Genomic DNA, 21,311 nt, shown 5'->3' with positions numbered 1-21,311 from the left:
ACGAAAATGGACAGATTAACACAATTGCGAGAGTACATGGAAAAAGAAAGGCTGGATGCGTTTTATATTGCAAAGCCGGCGAATGTACGTTGTATCAGCGGATTTACGGGGGAAGACTCGTTCCTTTTTATCACAAAGGCGAATCAGTATTTTATCACTGATGCAAGATACACAGAGCAGGCATCTTATGAATGCCCGGATTATGAGCTTGTAAACTGGCGAATCAATTTTGGCTACAGTATGGGGAAAGCTGTTGCATATTGCGCAGACAAAGATGGAGTTAAAACAATTGGATTTGAACAGGATCATCTGACATTTGAAAAATGGAACTCTATGCAGGCTGAACTCAGCGCTGAGATGGTTCCGACGCTGAACGTAATCGAAGGCTTCCGCGCGATTAAGACGCCGGAAGAGATCAAGAACCTTACCGTTGCCTGCGATATCGCATCCAGAGCATTTGAAAAAATTATAAAAGACATCCGTCCGGGTGTGACAGAAAAAGAAATTGCATCCAGACTTGCACATTACATGGTTATGGAAGGTGCAGATACCAAACCTTACGGTGGAATCGTTATTTCAGGAGCAAAGAGCTCTCTGCTTCACGGAATTCCGGACAGTAAGCCAATCGAATACGGTGATTTCGTATTGATGGATTATGGATGTCAGTACAAAGGTTATCTTTCGGATATGACAAGAACAGTAGTTGTCGGAAAGGCAGACGCCAAACAGAGAGAAGTTTATGATCTCTGCCGTCGCATGACAGAAGATACAGAAGCATCTGTAAGAGCCGGTGTAACAGGAACTTCCTGCTATGAAGCTTCACTTAAAGCAATTAAAGATACAGAATACCTTCCGTATAATTATACAGGAATTGGTCATGGAGTTGGGCTGTTCGTCCATGAACTTCCGAATATCGGGCTGAACTGTGAGAATATCTTACAGGAGAACAGCGTAATGACAGTAGAACCAGGACTTTATATTCCGGGTTGGGGTGGTGTCAGACTTGAGGACCAGGGCATCATCACAAAAGACGGATATGAGAACCTGATCAGTGCTACACATGAGCTAATAGAATTATAAATGAAAAAGGAGGACAACATTTATGAAAAAGAAATTATTAGCAGCTTTACTTGCCACGGCAATGACAGTAACAATGTTTGCCGGCTGTAGTACTCCGGGATCAAAAGATTCCAAGAAAGAAGAAAGTGAATCATCAGGAAAGAAGAGAATTACTTACACACTTCGTGAAGATCTTCCTTCTATGGACCCACAGAACAGTAACTCTATTTCATGTTCAACAGCGGAGATTTGTACTTATGCAATGCTGACACGTAACGTGGAAGGCGAGATTAAGCCGGATGCAGCTGAAAGCTGGGATATCTCAGATGACGGACTTACTTATACATTCCACCTTCGTGATGGACTGAAATGGTCTGACGGAGAAGATGTAAAAGCAGGCGATTATGTTTATGGTATCCAGAGACTTATGGATCCAGAAATGGCAAGCGATTACGCATTCATCGGATATATCCTCAAAAACGGTGCAGAAGTAAATAGCGGTTCTGTGCCTGTCGATGAACTTGGCGTATCTGCACCAGATGACAAGACAGTTGTTATCGAACTTGCACATCCGGCTACATACTTCCTTAGTATGGCTGCTATGGCAACATTCGGTCCTACAAGAAAAGATTATGTAGAAAAATACGGAAAAGAATATGCAGCTGATCCGGAAAAATCTGTTTATAACGGACCGTTCAAGATGACAGAGTGGAAACATGGCGATGAAATGATCCTTTCTAAGAATGAAAATTACTGGGATGCAGACAGCATCAAGCTTGATGAAATCTGCGTAAAGACAGTTGCAGATGCTAAGACAGCGGTTGCTATGTGGGAACAGGGCGAAGTTGATATCACAGTTGTACCTACTGAAATGACAGATCAGTATACAGAAAATACTGAATTCTACTATACAGGTGCAGATGATTACATCATGCTCAACATGTCAGAAGACAGACCGCTTGCTAACAAGAACCTGAGATTTGCTTTGAACTATGCAATCAACAGAACAGAATACAACAAGCTGGTTAACAATGACGTATATGACGTTGCACAGAGACTTGTACTTCCAAACGTGCAGGCGGCAGATGACCAGACATACGGAGAAGCTTATCCATATACACCATTCCCGGCAGAAAATGATAATGATAAAGCAAAAGAATATCTGGATGCAGCAATGAAAGAAATGGGCGTTTCTAATCCGGCAGACATCAAGATTACTCTTCTTACAACTGATACAGATGGTGCTAAGAAGCAGGCTGAAGTTCTTCAGGAACAGTATCAGAAGAACCTTGGTATTACAGTAGAAATCAACCAGGTAACTTACAAACAGAGACTTCAGATGGAAACTGAAAAAGATTACGATATGGTAGTAACAGGATGGGTTCCGGACTACTCTGACGCATACTCTTATCTGGAACTGTGGATCAGCGATGGTCAGTATAACCACTCTGGATATGCGAACGCTGAATACGACAAGCTTCTTAAAGATTCTCAGACAGAGACAGATGCTAAGACAAGACAGGATATGCTGTTCAAGGCAGAACAGATTTTCCTTGGAGAAGATTCCGCTCTTGTACCGCTTCAGTTACGTAGAGACCAGTATCTGATCAATCCGAAGATTTCTAACTTCAATGTATACTTTGTCGGATATGACTTCGATCTGGTATATGCAGACATCAGCGAATAATACAGTTGGATGGTAACATACCTTGCGGTCGGCGCGGACTTACTGGTCCGCACCGGCTGCTTATTTGAGGGTTTTGATTATTTCGAGGGGTAGATTTGGTATGTATCAGCCAATAGGAAGTATGTGAAATAATCAAAGCTATCAAATAAAGAAAAATGAAGGGAGACAAAAGAATGGCAAAATATATAGCTAAACGAGTTGCATTAGCCATCGTAACACTTTTGGTACTTACAAGTGTTGTATTCGTCCTGGTTCGTCTGATGCCGGGAGATCCGTTCTCAAGTGACAAGATGACACCGGAGATCAAAGCGAATCTGGAAGCTTACTATGGTTTGGATAAACCGCTTGCAGAGCAGTATATAACTTATATGAAGAATGTGCTTCATGGTGATCTGGGGTATTCTATGAAGTATGAAAGTCAGACAGTTAACCGTATTATTGCTGACTCATTCCCATACTCAGCAGACTTGGGAATCCGTTCACTGTGCTTTGCACTGTTCTTCGGACTGATCCTTGGAATTGTAGCAGCACTGAATCGAGGAAAGAAACTGGACTTTGTCTGTATTTTGATTGCGATCATTGGTACATCGATTCCTGACTTCATCATGGGATCTGTACTTCAGTATTTCTTCGGAATCAAATGGCAGATTCTTCCGGTTGCGCAGTACACAAGCTTTAAGCACACAATTTTACCGTCAATCGCGGTTGGATTCTATACACTGGCATCCATTTCCCGTCTGATGCGTTCCAGTATGCTGGAAGTTGTATCTTCAGATTATACAAAGACAGCACGTGCGAAAGGTTTATCGGATTTCCGAATTACAGTTAAACATCAGATCCGTAATGCGATCACACCGATCATTACCATTATGGGACCGACAGTTGCATCTGTATTAACAGGAACATTCGTAATCGAAGCCCTTTTCGCAATTCCTGGAATGGGAAAACATTATGTAGACAGTATTAACATGGCAGATTATACACTGGTTCTTGGTATGACGATCTTCTACGGAGCATTCCTGATCGTGTCAATCCTGATTGTAGATATCTTATACGGTATTGTAGATCCGAGAATCCGTCTGAGTGGTAAAAAAAGGTAGGTGACGAGAAATGGCAGAAATTACAAAAGAACAGTTTAAAGTTGTAGGAAAAAATACAAAGACAATGGAGTCTATTTCCCGTCCGAATATTGGTTACTGGCAGGATGCATGGAGACGAATCCGCAAGAATAAGATTGCATTCTTCTCATTGTGCCTGATTGGACTTTATGTACTTATGGCGATCTTTGTTCCGATGTTCAGTAAATATGACATTGCAACACAGAGTGTGGCAGAGATGAACCAGAGCTTTTCAAAAGCACATTGGTTTGGAACAGACTCTCTTGGACGTGATCTCTGGGTTCGTGCATGGTCTGGTGCGAGAGTATCTCTGACAATTGGTTTTGCGGCCAGCATCATCAATGCAATCGTTGGATCTATCATGGGTGGTATCTCAGGATTCTACGGTGGCAAGATCGATATGGTTATCCAGCGTGTCGTTGACGTATTATACGGAATCCCAAGTCTGATCGTTACCATTCTTCTTATGGTAGTTGTTGGTAACGGTGTACACTGTTTGATTCTTGCTATGTGTTGCGTCGGATGGATCGGTGGATGTCGTTTCGTTCGTGGTGAAGTATTAAAACTGCGAGAATCTGATTTCGTATCTGCAGCCAAGATCCTTGGTGTGCCGGATATCGTAATCATTGTAAAACATATTTTACCGAATATCATGGGACTTATCATTACAAACCTGACAATGGCTATTCCGGGAGCTATTTTCCAGGAGGCATTCCTGAGCTATATCGGTCTGGGTATCAAACCACCGAACTGCAGCTGGGGTGTACTTGCAAAAGACGGAATCGCACAGCTGAGAATTCATCCGTACCAGGTATTTGTACCGGCATTCCTGATTTGTACAACAATGCTTGCGCTGAATCTTCTTGGTGATGGACTTCGTGATGCATTTGACCCGAAACTTAGAGGAACCGAGTAGGAAGGAGTATAGAAGATGGAAAATTTATTGGAAGTAAAAAATCTGCAATTCTCTTTCCGTACATACGGTGGAGTTGTAAAAGCTGTTCGTGATGTCAGCTTTGAAGTCCGTCCGGGAGAAATTCTTGGTATAGTTGGAGAATCCGGATGTGGAAAGAGTGTTACCTCTCAGTGTCTGATGAGACTGAATCCGGAACCGCCTGGATTCTTTGAAGGCGGAGAGATTCTTTATAAAGGAAAAGATGTTCTGAAAATGAACAAAAAAGAACTTCGTCAGTTCCGTGGAAAAGAGATCAGTTATATTTTTCAGGATCCTATGACCTCATTGAACCCGACAATGCGTATCGGAAAACAGATTGAAGAAGTATTCGTCGGAAGAAAAGGTATGAGTGCAGCTGAGAAAAAAGCAAAAGCACTTGAAATCCTTAAAATGGTAGGTATCTCTGATGGAGAACGCCGTTACAAACAGTATCCACATGAACTTTCAGGTGGTATGAAACAGCGTGTTATGATCGCGATCGCTCTGGTAGGAAGCCCGAGCATCGTTATTGCCGATGAGCCGACTACTTCTTTGGATGTTACAATTGAAGCGCAGATTCTTGATGTACTGAAAAATCTTCAGAAAACACTTGGGACATCTATTATCTTGATCACACATGACCTTGGTGTTATCGCAAAGCTTTGCGACCGTGTACTGGTTATGTATGGAGGAAAGATCGTAGAACGTGGATCTGTAGATGAGATTTTCTATGATACAGCACATCCTTACACAAAAGGACTTATGCATTCAATTGCCAAACTGGATACAGCAAAAGGCCACAAATTGCAGCCAATCGAAGGAACACCTCCGGATCTGTTTGCACCTCCGAAAGGATGTCCGTTCGCAGCAAGATGTGAATACTGCATGGAAATCTGTAAAGATATGCCGCCACAGACTTATGAGCTTTCAAAAGAACATGAAACCTGTTGCTGGCTGCAGCATGAATATGCACCGGATACAGACATGAGAAGAAAAGTAACTGAGAAAGGAGAGGTGTAAAATGGAAAATACAGAAAAAAAACAGCCTCTCGTACAGGTGAAAAACTTATGTAAATATTTTGAAATCAGCCGTAAAGAAACCTTAAAAGCGGTTGATGATCTTACATTTGATATTTATAAAGGTGAGACAGTCAGCCTGGTAGGTGAGTCCGGCTGTGGTAAATCTACAACAGGACGTACCATGATCAAGTTATACAATCCGACTTCGGGAAATGTATATTATGATGGAAAAGATATTTTCAAATACAATCATGCAGAGCAGAAAGAATTCTGTAAGAAGGTACAGATGATTTTCCAGAACCCGTATTCATCACTGAACCCACGTATGACTGTTAAGGATATCGTTGGAGAAGGTCTGAAACAGCATGGAATGTCAACAAAGGATGCAGATGCAAAAGTAGAGCAGCTGCTTGCTACAGTTGGTCTTAATAAAGATCATATGTCACGTTTCCCGCACGAATTCTCAGGTGGACAGAGACAGCGTATCGGTATCGCACGTGCTCTTTCTGTTGATCCGGAATTCATCATCTGTGATGAGCCGATTTCAGCTCTTGATGTGTCTATCCAGGCACAGGTTATCAATATGCTGAAAGAACTGCAGGAAGAAAGAGGACTGACTTACCTGTTTATCGCGCATGACCTTAGTGTCGTAAAATATATTTCTGACCGTGTAGTTGTTATGTACCTCGGAACAATGGTCGAGACTGCTGAGACAGATGAACTTTATGCTCATCCGATGCATCCATATACACAGGCACTGCTTTCTGCAATCCCGGAAGCAGATCCGAATAAAGCAAAAGCGAACCAGCGTATTCCGATCAAGGGTGAGATCCCAAGCCCGATCAATCCGAAGAACTGCTGTCGTTTCGCTGAGAGATGTCAGCATGCGACAGAACGCTGCTTTAAGGAAATGCCGCAGATGAAAGAGATTGCTCCTGGACATAAGGTGGCATGCCATCTTGTAGAAGATAAATAAAAAGTAGTAATATAATAAAGAAGACGAAGGACTTAAGAAGAGTTCTTCGTTTTCTTTTTGTTTTATGAGAAATTCCGATGGAACTTTCTGTGAAAAAACACTATATGCCTTGGCAGATTAAAAAATTTCCAGAAAAATTGTGCAGAATCACAAAATACGGATTGACACGAAAATATTGACAATATAAGGTAAAAACGATATTATATAGAGATGTAATTGTAATTAAAGTGTCATATCGTGTAATAGTTATGTAACAAATGAAAGTGAGTGTATATGGAACAGAGAAAATCAGCAAGGAGAAGATCGTCTGATGGAACTTCTAATAGAAATATGCGAAGTATCAATAACAGCAGAGAAGTAAGCAGACGGGCTAAGGGGAAGAACCGGTATGCTTATGAAGAAGACCGAAGATCTGCCCGATATTATGATGATGAGGAAGATTACTACAGAGAACGACCGAAAAAGAAATCATCTTCGAATGATAAGAAGAAAAGAAGACCGGAAGAAGACTATCAGAATATAAGAAAGATGTCTGACCCGGAGAATAATAAGAATCGTAAAAATAAACGGCGCAGAGGAAGAAGGAAAAATCGGGTAAGCAGAACGATTGGAATTATACTTGCAATTATCCAGTTTATCCTGTCTGTAGTACTTGCAGTGAATGTGATGCTGTTCAATGTACTTACTTCTACTTATTTCCTGGTACTGATCGGAGTACTGCTGATCCTGCTTGGAATTACCTTGCTGACACAGATAGCGGCAAAAGGAAAAGGAATTGGCGGAAAGATATTCTGTATACTGATCTGCATCATTCTGGGAGTGGGTTCTTTCTATATAGGAAAAGTAAATAATGCATTCCAGAAGATTACCGGAAGCAATAAGAAAACAAGTTCCATGGTAGTTGCGGTAAAGGCGGATGATAATGCAGATACTTTATCAGCAGCAGCCGGATATACATTTGGTGTTCAGTATGCGACTGGTGGAGACCAGACGAAGTCGGCAGTCAAACAGATTGAAAAGGAACTGGGACAGAACATTACTCTTCAGGAATACAGTAATCTGGGAGAAGAAGCACAGGCATTATATGACGGAGAAGTAGATGCGATTATCTACAACTCAGCTTACAGTAATATTATCAAGGAACAGTATTCAACCTTTACAAAGGATACAAAGGTTATTTATAAGCACAATATTGTTGTTGAAATTGAAAGCGATACATCTGATGAAAGCGTTACAAAGCCATTTGCGGTTTATTTGAGTGGTATTGATACAAATGGTGATATCACAGAACAGGGACGAAGCGATGTCAATATCGTAGCGGTTGTCAATCCGACGAGCCATCAGGTATTACTGATTACGACCCCTAGAGATTATTATGTACCAATCCCGGGAGTATCCGGAGGACAGGACGACAAACTGACACATGCAGGAATCTATGGTGTAGATGTGTCTATGCAGACGCTGGAAGCACTTTATGATACAGATATCGAATTTTTCGGAAGAGTTAATTTTACATCTATGACCAGTGTGGTTGATGCACTTGGCGGACTGGATGTTGAATCAGATCTCGAATTTGATACAGGATGGGAGTCGGGTGCAGAGATTCATGTAAATGAAGGAATGAATCATTTTGATGGTATTAGTGCACTTGCTTTTTGCCGTGAACGTCAGGCACTGCCAGACGGGGACAACGGAAGAGGAGTCCATCAGCAGGCAGTTATCACTGCAATCATTAAAAAGATGATGTCACCGGCAATGCTTCGTGGGGCAAGCGATATTATTGAAAGTGTCAGCGATGGTGTGGATACGAACTTTACTTCCAGCCAGATCCAGTCGCTGATCAAGACTCAGCTTAGAACCAATGCAAAATGGAATATTTATTCCGTGGCAGCGGATGGAACCGGGGGAACAGATATCTGCTATTCTTCAGGAAATGAAGAGCTTTATGTAACGTATCCGGATGAAAATTCAGTGGCTGAGATCATTGGATTGATCAAAAAAGTAAAAGACGGAGAAATAATCGAAGGATCCGTAAGTACAGAATAAAAATGAAGAAAAAGTCAAGGTATGATTTGGAAAATATTTTTCAGAATACCTTGACTTTTTTTTTGCGATATACTACAATAAACAAGCGTGTGAAAAACGATGCACTGTTTTTCTGCGCATTTTAAACAGAACTTGTTTAAAATCGTAACCAATTATTACTTCATAGGAGGTGAAAGAGATGCCAACATTTAACCAGTTAGTAAGAAAAGGTCGTCAGACAGCTGTAAAGAAATCTACTGCACCGGCTCTCCAGAAAGGATACAATTCTTTGAAGAAAAGAGCTACAGACACATCTGCACCACAGAAGAGAGGTGTGTGTACAGCAGTTAAGACAGCTACACCGAAGAAACCGAACTCAGCTCTTAGAAAGATCGCCAGAGTACGTCTTTCAAACGGAATCGAAGTAACAAGCTACATCCCAGGAGAAGGTCACAACCTTCAGGAACATAGCGTTGTTCTTATCCGTGGAGGAAGAGTAAAGGACCTTCCGGGTACAAGATACCATATCGTTCGTGGAACACTTGATACAGCAGGTGTTGCAAAGAGACGTCAGGCTCGTTCTAAATACGGAGCAAAGAGACCAAAAGACGCAAAGAAATAAGCACTTGATTTTAGTGTAAAACGAAACTAAATCGTATCACAAACAGAACTATGAGAATAGTTGGTTGCGGGTTTAATTCAGATATCGCCTGCCACGTGGCAGGCATCGGAGATTGTCCCGCCAACGATACACATAGAAAGACACATGTGAGTACCGATGAATTATTCACGCAAAGCAAAGCTTTGCCAATATGTATAAGGAGGGAAGAACCGTGGCACGTAAAGGACATACTCAGAAAAGAGACGTATTAGCGGATCCGTTATACAACAACAAGGTAGTTACAAAGCTTATCAACAACATCATGCTTGACGGTAAGAAAGGTGTAGCTCAGAAAATTGTATACGGAGCATTTGACAAAGTCGCAGAGAAAGCTGAAAAACCAGCTATCGAAGTATTTGAAGAAGCAATGAACAACATCATGCCTGTACTTGAAGTAAAGGCAAGACGTATCGGTGGAGCTACTTATCAGGTACCGATCGAGGTAAGAGCAGACAGAAGACAGGCTCTTGCACTTCGCTGGCTTACACTGTACTCTCGTAACAGAGGCGAGAAGACAATGGAAGAAAGACTTGCAAATGAAATTCTTGATGCGGCTAACAACACTGGCGCATCTGTAAAGAAGAAAGAAGACATGCACAAGATGGCAGAAGCAAACAAAGCATTTGCTCACTATCGTTTCTAATTATAGGAGGAAAAAATCTTGGCTGGAAGAGAATATCCATTAGAGAGAACCAGAAATATCGGTATTATGGCGCATATTGATGCTGGTAAGACCACTCTTACAGAGCGTATCTTATACTATACCGGTGTTAACTATAAGATTGGTGATACTCATGAAGGAACTGCTACCATGGACTGGATGGAACAGGAGCAGGAAAGAGGTATCACGATCACTTCAGCAGCTACAACATGTCATTGGACACTTGAAGATCATACAAAACCGAAAAAAGGTGCTCTTGAGCATCGTATCAATATCATTGATACTCCGGGACACGTTGACTTCACTGTAGAGGTTGAACGTTCACTTCGTGTACTGGATGGTGCTGTAGGTGTATTCTGTGCTAAGGGTGGTGTTGAGCCTCAGTCAGAAAACGTATGGCGTCAGGCAGACACATACAACGTACCAAGAATGGCCTTCATCAACAAGATGGACATCTTAGGTGCAAACTTCTACAACGCTGTAGAACAGATTAAGACAAGATTGGGTAAGAACGCTATCGTTCTTCAGTTACCAATCGGTAAAGAAGATGATTTCAAGGGAATCATCGACCTTATGGAAATGGAAGCTTACATCTACAATGATGACAAGGGTGATGACATCACAGTATGTGAAATCCCGGATGACATGAAAGAAGATGCTGAGCTTTACCATACAGAACTGGTTGAAAAGATCTGTGAATTGGATGATGAACTTATGATGATGTATCTTGAGGACGAAATTCCGACAGTAGATCAGCTCAAAGCAGTTCTTAGAAAAGCTACTTGTGAATGTACAGCAGTACCGGTTTGCTGTGGATCTGCTTACAGAAACAAGGGTGTACAGAAGCTTCTGGATGCAATCGTTGAATATATGCCGGCTCCGACAGACATCCCGCCAATACAGGGTGTTGACGAAGATGGTAATGAAGTAGTAAGACATTCTTCAGATGAAGAACCTTTCTCAGCACTTGCATTCAAGATCATGACAGACCCGTTCGTAGGTAAGCTTGCATACTTCCGTGTATATTCAGGAACTATGAATTCAGGTTCTTATGTATTGAACGCTACAAAGAATAAAAAAGAACGTGTTGGACGTATCCTTCAGATGCATGCTAACAAGAGAATGGAATTGGATAAAGTATATTCAGGAGACATCGCAGCAGCGATCGGATTCAAGTTCACAACTACAGGTGATACAATCTGTGATGAACAGCATCCGGTAATCCTTGAATCTATGGAATTCCCAGAACCAGTTATCGAGCTCGCTATCGAGCCTAAGACAAAAGCTTCTCAGGGTAAACTTGGTGAATCTCTTGCAAAACTTGCAGAAGAAGACCCAACATTCCGTGCTCATACTGATCAGGAAACAGGTCAGACAATCATCGCCGGAATGGGAGAACTTCATCTTGAAATCATCGTAGACAGACTTCTTCGTGAATTCAAGGTAGAAGCTAACGTAGGTGCTCCGCAGGTTGCATACAAAGAGTCCTTCACAAAAGCAGTTGATGTTGACAGCAAGTATGCTAAACAGTCAGGTGGACGTGGACAGTACGGACACTGTAAAGTTAAATTTGAACCAATGGATGTCAATGGTGAAGAAACATACAAATTCGATTCTACTGTTGTCGGTGGTGCAATTCCGAAGGAATACATTCCGGCTGTAGGCGAAGGTATTGAAGAAGCCATGAAAGCTGGTATTCTTGGTGGATTCCCTGTAGTAGGTATTCATGCAACCGTATATGATGGTTCTTACCATGAAGTCGATTCTTCAGAAATGGCATTCCACATTGCAGGTTCTCTTGCATTCAAAGATGCTATGAAGAAATCTGACCCGGTACTCCTTGAGCCTATCATGAAAGTTGAAGTTACTATGCCGGAAGAGTACATGGGAGATGTTATCGGTGATATCAACTCTCGTCGTGGACGTATCGAAGGTATGGATGACCTCGGCGGTGGAAAGATCGTTAGAGGATATGTTCCGCTTTCAGAAATGTTCGGATACTCTACAGACCTTCGTTCCAGAACTCAGGGACGTGGAAACTACTCAATGTTCTTCGAAAAATATGAGCCAGTTCCGAAGTCTGTTCAGGAAAAGATTTTATCTAACAAAAACGCATAAAAAATACGAAAAAGGCTTGAAAAACTGTACTTTATGAAATATAATCAGTATTAGCCGAGTTAAAACATCGTAAACTAAAATGCCCTATTGGGTGGTATATTTAAGGAGGATATTCAAAATGGCAAAGGCTAAATTTGAAAGAACAAAACCGCATTGTAATATCGGTACCATCGGACACGTTGACCATGGTAAAACAACTCTTACAGCAGCTATCACAAAAACTCTTGCAGCAAGAGTTGCTGGTAACGCAGCTGTAGATTTCGAAAACATCGACAAAGCTCCAGAAGAAAGAGAACGTGGTATCACAATCTCTACAGCTCACGTTGAGTACGAAACAGAAAAACGTCACTACGCTCACGTAGACTGCCCAGGACATGCTGACTACGTTAAGAACATGATTACAGGTGCTGCTCAGATGGATGGTGCTATCCTTGTTGTAGCTGCTACTGATGGTGTTATGGCTCAGACAAGAGAGCACATCCTGCTTTCTCGTCAGGTAGGTGTACCGTACATCGTTGTATTCATGAACAAATGTGATATGGTAGACGACGAAGAACTTCTTGAACTCGTTGAAATGGAAATTCGTGAACTTCTTGATGAATACGAATTCCCAGGAGATGATACTCCGATCATTCAGGGATCTGCTCTTAAAGCTCTTGAAGATCCGAACGGCGAATGGGGAGATAAGATCATGGAACTTATGGATGCAGTTGATGCATACATTCCGGATCCAGAACGTGACACAGACAAACCATTCCTTATGCCTGTAGAAGACGTATTCTCTATCACAGGACGTGGTACAGTTGCTACTGGTAGAGTAGAACGTGGTGTACTTCACGTATCTGATGAAGTAGAAATCGTTGGTATCAAAGAAGAAACACGTAAAGTAGTTGTAACAGGTGTTGAAATGTTCCGTAAACTTCTTGATGAAGCTCAGGCTGGTGACAACATCGGTGCTCTTCTTCGTGGTGTTCAGAGAGACGAAATCGAAAGAGGACAGGTTCTTTGTAAACCAGGTTCAGTAACTTGCCACCACAAGTTTACTGCACAGGTATACGTTCTTACAAAAGATGAAGGTGGACGTCATACTCCATTCTTCAACAACTACAGACCACAGTTCTACTTCCGTACAACAGACGTAACAGGTGTTTGCGAACTTCCAGAAGGAACAGAAATGTGCATGCCTGGTGATAACGTAGAAATGACAATCGAACTGATCCATCCAGTAGCTATGGAACAGGGACTTCGTTTCGCTATCCGTGAAGGTGGACGTACTGTAGGATCAGGACGTGTTGCTACAATCATCGAGTAATCATAACTTGATATAAATTGAGTGTCAGGAGTACACTCTGTGTCCAAACGTAAGATACCCCAGAAACCTTGTGTTTCTGGGGTTTTTCTGTTATGTTGCGAATAAAATTGTCAGTTGATTTCATAGAAAATGGCAAAGAAATTTTCGTTAAAATGGTAGAGATTCTATAAATGAAGAAACAGAAAATTTGGTTTCCGGTGCCGAAACGGTGCCAAAAAGAAACTCCTGAGAATGTATGCTATTCCCAGGAGTAGTTTTTATCATGTAATTTACCAACCCTTTATTTGCTTTATCTGTTCTGCACGTTCCGGATCACAATGATATTGCAGTTTTAATCGGATTGTTTCTACGACTTCCTGTCTGGCTTCATCGTCAAGCTGATAGAAGGAAGTGAGCAGATTATCCACATCAGGCATGCTGTTTTTGCCAAACAGGTACATTAGTGGATACATAGAATTTTTCAAATAAGTCTTTACTCGGCTTGCGTCTAATGCACCATTCAGACCATCCGGGAGTGTAGGATAAATTTCTTCTTCCTTAAGAGCTCCAGAAAACGGACTGGCAGTACATATCTCATTCACATCAATTTGCAGTTCATTTGCAAGTCTTAATGCAAAATCAAATCGTATATTGGAATCCTTTTGAATAATTGAATACAGGGTTGTTGCACTGATCCCAGTTGCCTTTGCAATCTTACGGACATTGGTGCCTTTTTCATCAAGATATTTCTTTAAGTTCTTACCGTCACCCATAGAAATCCTCCTTTTTCATATATTGATAAATTACGAAAAACATAAATCTATTTAATATCATATCACAGAGTCGAAATAAAATAAAGATAAAAAAGATATACGAAGTTCGTAAAAATACAATTACGAAATATTGACATTGATATAAATACATGATATTATCAATGTACGAAAATCGTACAGATACAAAAATACAGTAAACGTATTCACATCTGGGAAGGAAAGGAGGAGAGTAAAATGGCGAATTACAGTTATATGATGAGTGCTGATGAAGTAGCACAGGAATTAAATTGTTCAAAATCGCATGCTTATAAGCTGGTGAAAGCTCTGAATAAGGAACTGGCGGCGCAGGGGTATATTACGATGGCGGGAAGAATACCAAAAGCATTTTGGGCAAAAAAGATGTATGGTTATGAAATGATTGGAAATTAAAGGAGAATCAATATGGCTTACAGAGAAAAAGACACAAAAAAATGGACAGCCCAGTGGTTTGAGAAAAACGTTATGGGTGAGAAGAAAAAACGCAGAAAACGTGGATTTGAAACAAAACGAGAAGCGTTGGAGTTTGAAAGAAACAAGAAATTGAGCAGTGAAAGAAGTATGGATATGAAGCTGAGTGATTTTATTGAAGTATATTTTGCTGACAAACAGAATGAACTGAAAGAACGGACGATTAAGAACAAAAAATATATGATGCAACAGCATATTGTACCGTATTTTGGAAATCAGATGATGAGTGAGATTAAAGCTTCGCAGATTATTCAGTGGCAGAATGAGATTCAGAAGAAAGGATATTCCGATTCATATCTGAGAATGATTCAGAACCAGTTGACTAGTTTGTTTACACATGCTGCTAAAATTTATGACTTGCCGGTTAATCCTTGTAAGAAAGTGAAACGGATGGGAAATTTGGATTCGAGAAGTTTGAACTTCTGGACGCTGGAAGAGTATAAACAGTTTATACAGACGATGGAGCCGGGGGCACGATACTATCTTATGTTTGAAGTGCTGTTCTGGACCGGATGCAGAATTGGTGAGCTACTCGCACTTACAAAAGCAGATATCAATTTTGAAAAGAACCAGATCAGCATTAACAAAACTTATTACAGAACAGGGATGCAGGATATTATCACAGAACCAAAAACAAAGCAGTCCTATCGAACAATTGAAATTCCGGAATTCTTAAAAGAGGAAATTAAGGAATTTACAGATGGTCACTATGGAATGCCGGATACAGAAAGATTGTTCCCTGTCGTTCAGGAAGCGGTACAGCATAAGATGAAACGACAGATTGAAATTGCAGGAGTAAAGAAAATCCGAGTGCATGATCTCAGGCACAGTCATGTGGCTTATCTTATTGAAAAAGGCGTGGAACCATTGCTGATTCGGGACAGACTGGGGCATAAGGATATTCGTATCACATTGAACACTTATGGACACCTTTATCCAAACCAACAGAGAAAGATTGCTAATTTGTTGGACGATGAAAATGATTCGATTGGATGGGGAGAAAAGAAAGATGAATGTTGAAAAAGCAAAAGAAAAAGCCCAGATAAATAATCTGAGCAAGTTCTCTGATAATCAGATTCACTGATATATCATCTTCGCAGATTCAGTATATCACGAATGGGAAAAGACGACAATTCCCAAATGTCTGTTCATCAGAGACTTGCCTGGAAGGGCAGGAGGAGATGAGAACATGAACAAGAATGAAACAAAAAAATACAGATCAGAGCCAGAACTGAAACTTATTAACATGGATACGGTGGAAGTAGAGCAGATAGAATGGCTGCTTTATCCATTTATTCCATATGGAAAAGTAACCATCATACAAGGTGATCCCGGTGAGGGAAAGACGACAATGGTACTTCAGATTATTGCAAAAATTACCAGAGGGGAGCAGATACTTCCAGATGATTCAGCAAAAGATGAAACAGCAGTGGCTGTTGAAAACGACTGCATGGATAAGTTGGAAGATGATGAAAACAGTGTAGTATCAGAGCATCCAGAGAAAGCAGTAAATGTTATCTATCAAACTGCGGAAGATGGTCTCGGAGATACGATAAAGCCACGATTACTTGCTGCAGGTGCAGACTGTAAAAGAGTCATGGTCATCGATGATAGTGACCAGCCGTTGACGATGGCTGATGTCCGATTGGAAGAAGCAATTGTGCAGACAAAAGCAAAGATGGTTGTACTTGATCCAATTCAGGGATTTCTGGGCTCAGAAGTAGATATGCACAGAGCAAATGAGATTCGACCGTTGATGAAAAGAATTTCTGTGCTGGCAGAGAAATATCATTGTGCGATTATCCTGATCGGACATATGAACAAGAATAGTAACGGAAAATCTTCTTACCGGGGACTTGGTTCTATTGACTTTCAGGCGGCTGCGAGAAGCGTTTTAATCGTTGGACGACTTAAGGATGAACCGGAAGTAAGAGTTGTGTGCCATACAAAGAGTTCCCTGGCACCGTAAGGAACTTCGATAGCATTTCGACTGGATAAAAATAATGGATTTGAATGGATTGGAAAATATGAAATCAGTGCAGATGAATTACTCAGTGGAGAAGTTAAGGGAACAAAAGGGAGAAAAGCACGAGAGTTTTTGCTGGATATTTTAGCCAATGGAGGTATGCCACAGAAAAAGATTGCAGAAGAAGCAGAAGGACAGGGCATTAAGAAGAAAACACTGTGGAATGCCAAAAAAGAACTGGAAATTGATTCTATAAAACGTGGAAAAGAGTGGTATTGGATGTTGTCGGAATAAAAAAGAAGATGGCAAGATTACCATATTTTAAAAAGAGGGAATCTTGCCACCTTGAAAGGAGTTCAAATGAAAAATAAAAATGTACAGATTCCATATGAGTTATTCTTTCAGCTTTTGCAATACTTTCTGATGGAAAATTATGAAGGCGAAGAAAGCATACGGAAAGGTTTAGAAAAGAAACTAGATACAATGGTAGATCGGGAGTTATACAGCAAATACAAGACAGCAGTAACAGAAGAAGAAAGAGAAAAGTTCCGGCAGGAATATCTGGAAAGGAAGGGAATACCGGAAAACTTTCGATGGTAGAACTTCTTGCTGATTACGTTATAACAGGAGCGTGTCACGCACCTGTAAATAGCAGACAAGGAGAAAGTTGGAAAGGAGCATATAGCAATGAGAGAAGGAAGATTAGGTTATAACAACAGTAATGACAGATACGGTTTATTGTCATCGGATTTATGGATTGATACAGGATTTCATTGTGGGGAATGTCTGGAGGTATTGATTGATGATGAATGGGTGCAAACCAGAATGGAGATGAATCCGGCAAGGGAATGGTATCTGGTAGGAACACCGTACTGCGGAGATCTGGAATATGTTCGTGCAAGAATACCGAAATAAGATATGCGGATACATACTGCAGGAGTAATAGATCTTTGCTTCGCTTCAGTCGGTGCAGAGCAGACGTCCCATGGACGTATTGCCCCCGGCAGGGCGCAAGGGTACTTTTGATGGACGGTACGGCTGTCGAAAGTGCTTTTGCGTTACTTTTGACAAAAGTAACAAAAGAGGGGCTTGTCCCCGATACTTCTCGAACTACTAATGTTCGAGAAGGTTCCGAAATATTGTATCCGGCGAAGAATACTTACAAATTCCAGACTTGGCGTATATATAGATTTTGTGCCATATCTGGCACGGTTTTTGAAAGGAAGGTGAAGAAAAATGACGATGAAAAGAACAATAAGTGGAAGAAATGGAAAAGGTTCTCTGGCGCATAACAGACGGGCATTTGAGACAGAAAATGTCGATAAGACAAGAGTGCATCTGAATATTAAGTACTGTGATGAAAATCTGAAAGCAGTTTATCATGAACTGTTTGATTCGGCAGTGGAGAGATACAATGTGGGAAAAAGGAATGACCGGAAAATCACAGATTACTATGAGAAGATACGTCAAAGTAAGCAGGAAAAGCTGTTTCATGAGGTGATTTTTCAGATTGGGAATTGTACAGACACGGCTGTAGGAACTGAGGAGGGTAAACTGGCAGTAAAGATTTTGGATGAGTATATGAAAGAATTTCAAAAACGAAACCCAACGCTGCGTGTGTTTAGTTGCCATTTACATTTAGATGAATCAACTCCACACCTGCATGTTGATTTTGTCCCTTATGTGACCGGATGGAAGGGAAAAGGAATGGATACAAAAGTTTCGTTGAAACAGGCATTAAAGAGGTTAGGATTTGAAGGTGGTTCAAAACAGGATACAGAATTGAATCAATGGATAAACCACGAAAAAGAAGTGCTTGCAGAGATTGCTCTACAGCATGGAATTGAATGGGGGCAGAAAGGGACACATGAGGAGCATCTGGACGTTTATAATTTTAAGAAAAAAGGGCGTAAAAAAGAAGTGCAGGCACTCGAACAGGAGAAAGAATATCTCACAGCAGAGAATGAAGGTCTTAATTGTCAGATTGCAGAAGCAAAGGCAGACATCAAGCAGTTGGAAGAAGAAATGGCTCGGTTTCAGAAAGATAAAGAGACAGCAGAAGAACGTTCCGAGAAAGCAGAGCAGGAATTGAAAAAACTGGAAGAACGCAGGGAGCGATTACAACCGGTAATGGATTATGTCAGCAAAGAAATGAAAGAATATGGGACAGTTAAAGCAATTCTACCGGAAGCCAGTACTTTAGAACGTGCAACAGCGTACCGTGACAAGAAAATCAAACCGTTGTTTATTCAGATGAAAAATAAAATAGCTGTAATGGCTGTTCAAATCAAAGAACTTACTAAAGAAGTTGATGGGTGGAGACACAAATATCAGAAAACGAAGCAGGCATATAACCAAATGCAAAGGGAGTTAGACACAGTGCGTGAAGAAAATGAACAGTTATTTGAGGAAAAACAACAATTGCAGAATGTTTCCGATAGATATGACCGGGTAGTACGAGTTCTTGGGGAAACTGTTGTAGATGATGCGGTACAGCAGGATATACAAGGGCAGAAGACATTAGAAGAAAAACGACAAATGGAGCAAATGCCAACAGGAAGTATTCATGAAAGACTTGCCTGGGGTTCCCGAAAGAGTGAAATGGAGAACCAACAGTGTAAGAAAAATAAAACGAAGAACAGAGGAATGGAATTGTAAGAATATGAAAAAACACATTTATGATGAAAGTAATGGATTAAGTTATACATTGCATGGAGATTACTATCTGCCGGATCTAGCAGTGAATGAGGAAGAACCGACATATGGTAAATACGGAATGTCGCGGAAAAAATTTGGAAGAATATAAAGTGGCAAGATATGAGCATTTAGTGATGATTGGGGAACTTTCTTTGTTTTTTTATGAAATTGTAGATTGATTGTGTACATACAAGTTTAATACAAGAAAAGAAGATATCTACTTGACAACCACATAGTGATCGTGTAATATAAAGTTGTCAAGAAGATAACTAGAAGATATATCTAAAAACAAGGAGGTATTAGTATGAAAAATGCATGGCTTATTCGTCCAGTACCACATGGTAAAAATCGAGTAACAGAGTTTAGAGAGAAAGGAATTATTGCTGTTGGGTGGCCTTGTATTGGAAATTTAAAAGGAAAGTCAAGAGAGGATTTAAAGCTTATACTTTCCAAATCACCATATAATCTTACGGGGCTTGCCCTTGGAAATGCATATGCAACTATAGATATTTTTGTAAATCAGATGGAAGTAGGGGATTTGCTTCTCATGCCAAATGGGGAGGACATATACCTAGGTGAAGTGACCAGTGATTATTATTTAGATTCTAATGTGGATACTGATGACGAAGGATATTCACATCAGAGATCGGCAAAATGGCTTGTAAACATCTCAAGACAGGATTTATCTATGGACTTGAGATTATCACTCAAAGTACACAGAACTACAGCAAATTTGTCACATCATGCCGATGAAATAAGAGCGCTCTGCAAAGGTGAAAAATTGGTGACTACCAATGATTTTATCGAGGTTAAATATCCGTTGCGTCCAGATTTTGAGGTGTCATTTAAAATACCGAAAGATATCAATAGTGACGAAGCACAACGTTTAAGTTCCTATTTTGCATCGTTATACTTCATAAAATAGGTAAAGCTATCAATGGTGACTGAATCATTTGGAACGGCGAACATTTATTGATTGAAGATTACGGTGATGAATATTGGATGGATCGGAAAGATAGTAGTTGCTGTTAGGCTAATCACAGAAAATATGATTGAGGAGGGAGAGTAATCGAATGGAGAGTACAGTAATAAAAATAATAGAGGAATATTTGGAATGGGAAAATGTAAAACAGCAACGAGGATATTCAGATGATTTAAGATTGGAATATGATAATGATGCCCGTTATTATTTGGAGAAGGGTTATTTAAAGGAAGAAGCATTACATGCTGATACCATTATATCCTTTTGGACAATATATAAAACACTATTGGAGAAGCAAACCGGTTGGAAAACTTATAAAACGACCAAAAGTCTTGAGAGTTTGTTGAGGCAGATACATAGTAAACGCAAAAATGATTACACAGCTAAAATTGTACAACTTAATGAAAAAATTGAGGATTTTGCAAAAGTTATATATACTGAAGGAAATTATATGCTATTGCCTAAAGGTAAACGTGTAATAAATAATGTAAGATTTCAAAAATTTGAAGATAGAGTGGATTTAACATTATATCATTCTTTCTCCGGTGGTGAATTAAGTAGCTATTTTGAAACGGATGAACATTTAAAAGCATGGATTAGGAAGGAAAAGTTACACGTTTTATTTATTGATGGTGATATTGAAAAAGATAAACTTTTGTGGTTAGTAGATAATAAGAAAAAAATAACAGATATGACAGTGGAGGAGATTTACACATATATAGATTCTTCAAAATTCTTTATAGAGAAACGTTCGGAATATATTAAAAACAATTTTTAGTTGCAGTTTGTTTAGGAACGACAACTTCCAGTTGAACAAAATCGCTGCGCGATGGCCT

The 21,311-nt window shown here is 40.3% G+C and carries 21 protein-coding genes and 1 pseudogene; 21 read left to right on the top strand and 1 reads right to left on the bottom strand.

The genetic code is table 11. The features are described from left to right. The first annotated feature begins 6 nt into the window (after window positions 1-6). The 11 genes from PGZ10_RS07575 to tuf all read left to right on the top strand — a co-directional run bounded on the left by PGZ10_RS07575 (window position 7) and on the right by tuf (window position 13,571). Entirely contained in the window at window positions 7-1,080 is a 1,074-nt protein-coding gene (locus PGZ10_RS07575) for a M24 family metallopeptidase (protein WP_118199063.1), read from the top strand. Window positions 1,081-1,102: 22 nt separating this feature from the next. After that, window positions 1,103-2,746 (top strand): peptide ABC transporter substrate-binding protein, encoded by a 1,644-nt coding sequence (locus tag PGZ10_RS07570; protein WP_270203003.1) that lies wholly within the window; start codon window positions 1,103-1,105, stop codon window positions 2,744-2,746. A gap of 173 nt (window positions 2,747-2,919) precedes the next feature. Next, entirely contained in the window at window positions 2,920-3,846 is a 927-nt protein-coding gene (locus tag PGZ10_RS07565) for an ABC transporter permease (RefSeq protein WP_022219960.1), read from the top strand. A gap of 10 nt (window positions 3,847-3,856) precedes the next feature. Next, window positions 3,857-4,780, top strand: a complete 924-nt coding sequence (locus PGZ10_RS07560) for an ABC transporter permease (protein WP_008373509.1) — start codon at window positions 3,857-3,859, stop codon at window positions 4,778-4,780. Window positions 4,781-4,795: 15 nt separating this feature from the next. Beyond that, window positions 4,796-5,818 (top strand): ABC transporter ATP-binding protein, encoded by a 1,023-nt coding sequence (locus PGZ10_RS07555; RefSeq protein WP_055155422.1) that lies wholly within the window; start codon window positions 4,796-4,798, stop codon window positions 5,816-5,818. 1 nt (window position 5,819) lies between these two features. Continuing rightward, entirely contained in the window at window positions 5,820-6,794 is a 975-nt protein-coding gene (locus tag PGZ10_RS07550) for an ABC transporter ATP-binding protein (protein ID WP_008373513.1), read from the top strand. A gap of 273 nt (window positions 6,795-7,067) precedes the next feature. Then, window positions 7,068-8,840 (top strand): LCP family protein, encoded by a 1,773-nt coding sequence (locus PGZ10_RS07545; protein ID WP_270541030.1) that lies wholly within the window; start codon window positions 7,068-7,070, stop codon window positions 8,838-8,840. A 178-nt stretch (window positions 8,841-9,018) separates the two neighbouring features. Beyond that, entirely contained in the window at window positions 9,019-9,441 is a 423-nt protein-coding gene (gene rpsL, locus PGZ10_RS07540; protein ID WP_008373516.1) for a 30S ribosomal protein S12, read from the top strand. Between the two features lie 211 nt (window positions 9,442-9,652). Next, window positions 9,653-10,123, top strand: a complete 471-nt coding sequence (gene rpsG / locus PGZ10_RS07535; protein ID WP_207642082.1) for a 30S ribosomal protein S7 — start codon at window positions 9,653-9,655, stop codon at window positions 10,121-10,123. An 18-nt stretch (window positions 10,124-10,141) separates the two neighbouring features. After that, window positions 10,142-12,259, top strand: a complete 2,118-nt coding sequence (fusA, locus tag PGZ10_RS07530) for an elongation factor G (protein WP_044999122.1) — start codon at window positions 10,142-10,144, stop codon at window positions 12,257-12,259. Window positions 12,260-12,377: 118 nt separating this feature from the next. Then, window positions 12,378-13,571 carry an elongation factor Tu gene (tuf, locus tag PGZ10_RS07525; RefSeq protein WP_173825284.1) on the top strand — a complete coding sequence of 398 codons (1,194 nt, stop codon included), beginning with the start codon at window positions 12,378-12,380 and terminating at the stop codon, window positions 13,569-13,571. A 269-nt stretch (window positions 13,572-13,840) separates the two neighbouring features. On the opposite strand, the gene PGZ10_RS07520 is transcribed toward tuf, so the two are convergent. Further along, entirely contained in the window at window positions 13,841-14,323 is a 483-nt protein-coding gene (locus PGZ10_RS07520; RefSeq protein ID WP_270247295.1) for a helix-turn-helix domain-containing protein, read from the bottom strand. Between the two features lie 234 nt (window positions 14,324-14,557). On the opposite strand from PGZ10_RS07520, the gene PGZ10_RS07515 reads away from it, so the two are divergent. The 10 genes and pseudogenes from PGZ10_RS07515 to PGZ10_RS07475 all read left to right on the top strand — a co-directional run bounded on the left by PGZ10_RS07515 (window position 14,558) and on the right by PGZ10_RS07475 (window position 21,253). Beyond that, window positions 14,558-14,752 (top strand): DNA-binding protein, encoded by a 195-nt coding sequence (locus tag PGZ10_RS07515; protein ID WP_270247296.1) that lies wholly within the window; start codon window positions 14,558-14,560, stop codon window positions 14,750-14,752. Between the two features lie 12 nt (window positions 14,753-14,764). Beyond that, window positions 14,765-15,850 carry a site-specific integrase gene (locus tag PGZ10_RS07510; RefSeq protein ID WP_270247297.1) on the top strand — a complete coding sequence of 362 codons (1,086 nt, stop codon included), beginning with the start codon at window positions 14,765-14,767 and terminating at the stop codon, window positions 15,848-15,850. Window positions 15,851-16,019: 169 nt separating this feature from the next. Then, window positions 16,020-16,799, top strand: a complete 780-nt coding sequence (locus PGZ10_RS07505) for an AAA family ATPase (protein ID WP_330674244.1) — start codon at window positions 16,020-16,022, stop codon at window positions 16,797-16,799. A 156-nt stretch (window positions 16,800-16,955) separates the two neighbouring features. Next, window positions 16,956-17,090 carry a hypothetical protein gene (locus tag PGZ10_RS16940; RefSeq protein ID WP_330674243.1) on the top strand — a complete coding sequence of 45 codons (135 nt, stop codon included), beginning with the start codon at window positions 16,956-16,958 and terminating at the stop codon, window positions 17,088-17,090. A gap of 66 nt (window positions 17,091-17,156) precedes the next feature. Then, the gene (locus PGZ10_RS07500) at window positions 17,157-17,396 is read left to right on the top strand and encodes a complexin-2 (protein WP_270247299.1); all 240 of its coding nucleotides are present in this window, start codon (window positions 17,157-17,159) and stop codon (window positions 17,394-17,396) included. An 87-nt stretch (window positions 17,397-17,483) separates the two neighbouring features. Then, window positions 17,484-17,711, top strand: coding sequence for a DUF5348 domain-containing protein (locus tag PGZ10_RS07495; protein WP_270247300.1), 228 nt, complete (start codon window positions 17,484-17,486; stop codon window positions 17,709-17,711). Between the two features lie 321 nt (window positions 17,712-18,032). Continuing rightward, window positions 18,033-19,454 (top strand): plasmid recombination protein, encoded by a 1,422-nt coding sequence (locus tag PGZ10_RS07490; RefSeq protein WP_270541029.1) that lies wholly within the window; start codon window positions 18,033-18,035, stop codon window positions 19,452-19,454. Window positions 19,455-19,458: 4 nt separating this feature from the next. Beyond that, window positions 19,459-19,645: pseudogene (locus tag PGZ10_RS07485) on the top strand (TnpV protein); the annotation flags it as partial. Between the two features lie 152 nt (window positions 19,646-19,797). Continuing rightward, complete coding sequence (locus PGZ10_RS07480) at window positions 19,798-20,418, top strand: restriction endonuclease (protein ID WP_270247303.1); 621 nt, start codon at window positions 19,798-19,800, stop codon at window positions 20,416-20,418. A gap of 148 nt (window positions 20,419-20,566) precedes the next feature. Then, entirely contained in the window at window positions 20,567-21,253 is a 687-nt protein-coding gene (locus PGZ10_RS07475; protein WP_270247304.1) for a hypothetical protein, read from the top strand. The last annotated feature ends 58 nt before the right edge of the window (window positions 21,254-21,311 follow it).

Origin of the sequence: Coprococcus sp. AF102-57 (assembly GCF_027686195.1) — a bacterium.
Classification (GTDB): Bacteria; Bacillota; Clostridia; order Lachnospirales; family Lachnospiraceae; genus Allocoprococcus; species Allocoprococcus comes.
The sequence above is the reverse complement of the archived record's forward strand: the minus strand, read 5'-3'. Positions and strand labels throughout refer to the sequence as shown.

What these genes read in the sequence shown, in the direction of transcription:
- PGZ10_RS07575 (WP_118199063.1), top strand. Translation starts at nt 7, where the DNA reads ATGGACAGATTAACACAATTGCGAGAGTACATGGAAAAAGAAAGGCTG.
- PGZ10_RS07570 (WP_270203003.1), top strand. Translation starts at nt 1,103, where the DNA reads ATGAAAAAGAAATTATTAGCAGCTTTACTTGCCACGGCAATGACAGTA.
- PGZ10_RS07565 (WP_022219960.1), top strand. Translation starts at nt 2,920, where the DNA reads ATGGCAAAATATATAGCTAAACGAGTTGCATTAGCCATCGTAACACTT.
- PGZ10_RS07560 (WP_008373509.1), top strand. Translation starts at nt 3,857, where the DNA reads ATGGCAGAAATTACAAAAGAACAGTTTAAAGTTGTAGGAAAAAATACA.
- PGZ10_RS07555 (WP_055155422.1), top strand. Translation starts at nt 4,796, where the DNA reads ATGGAAAATTTATTGGAAGTAAAAAATCTGCAATTCTCTTTCCGTACA.
- PGZ10_RS07550 (WP_008373513.1), top strand. Translation starts at nt 5,820, where the DNA reads ATGGAAAATACAGAAAAAAAACAGCCTCTCGTACAGGTGAAAAACTTA.
- PGZ10_RS07545 (WP_270541030.1), top strand. Translation starts at nt 7,068, where the DNA reads ATGGAACAGAGAAAATCAGCAAGGAGAAGATCGTCTGATGGAACTTCT.
- rpsL (WP_008373516.1), top strand. Translation starts at nt 9,019, where the DNA reads ATGCCAACATTTAACCAGTTAGTAAGAAAAGGTCGTCAGACAGCTGTA.
- tuf (WP_173825284.1), top strand. Translation starts at nt 12,378, where the DNA reads ATGGCAAAGGCTAAATTTGAAAGAACAAAACCGCATTGTAATATCGGT.
- PGZ10_RS07520 (WP_270247295.1), bottom strand. Translation starts at nt 14,323, where the DNA reads ATGGGTGACGGTAAGAACTTAAAGAAATATCTTGATGAAAAAGGCACC.
- PGZ10_RS07515 (WP_270247296.1), top strand. Translation starts at nt 14,558, where the DNA reads ATGGCGAATTACAGTTATATGATGAGTGCTGATGAAGTAGCACAGGAA.
- PGZ10_RS07510 (WP_270247297.1), top strand. Translation starts at nt 14,765, where the DNA reads ATGGCTTACAGAGAAAAAGACACAAAAAAATGGACAGCCCAGTGGTTT.
- PGZ10_RS07505 (WP_330674244.1), top strand. Translation starts at nt 16,020, where the DNA reads ATGAACAAGAATGAAACAAAAAAATACAGATCAGAGCCAGAACTGAAA.
- PGZ10_RS16940 (WP_330674243.1), top strand. Translation starts at nt 16,956, where the DNA reads ATGCCACAGAAAAAGATTGCAGAAGAAGCAGAAGGACAGGGCATTAAG.
- PGZ10_RS07500 (WP_270247299.1), top strand. Translation starts at nt 17,157, where the DNA reads ATGAAAAATAAAAATGTACAGATTCCATATGAGTTATTCTTTCAGCTT.
- PGZ10_RS07495 (WP_270247300.1), top strand. Translation starts at nt 17,484, where the DNA reads ATGAGAGAAGGAAGATTAGGTTATAACAACAGTAATGACAGATACGGT.
- PGZ10_RS07490 (WP_270541029.1), top strand. Translation starts at nt 18,033, where the DNA reads ATGACGATGAAAAGAACAATAAGTGGAAGAAATGGAAAAGGTTCTCTG.
- PGZ10_RS07480 (WP_270247303.1), top strand. Translation starts at nt 19,798, where the DNA reads ATGAAAAATGCATGGCTTATTCGTCCAGTACCACATGGTAAAAATCGA.
- PGZ10_RS07475 (WP_270247304.1), top strand. Translation starts at nt 20,567, where the DNA reads ATGGAGAGTACAGTAATAAAAATAATAGAGGAATATTTGGAATGGGAA.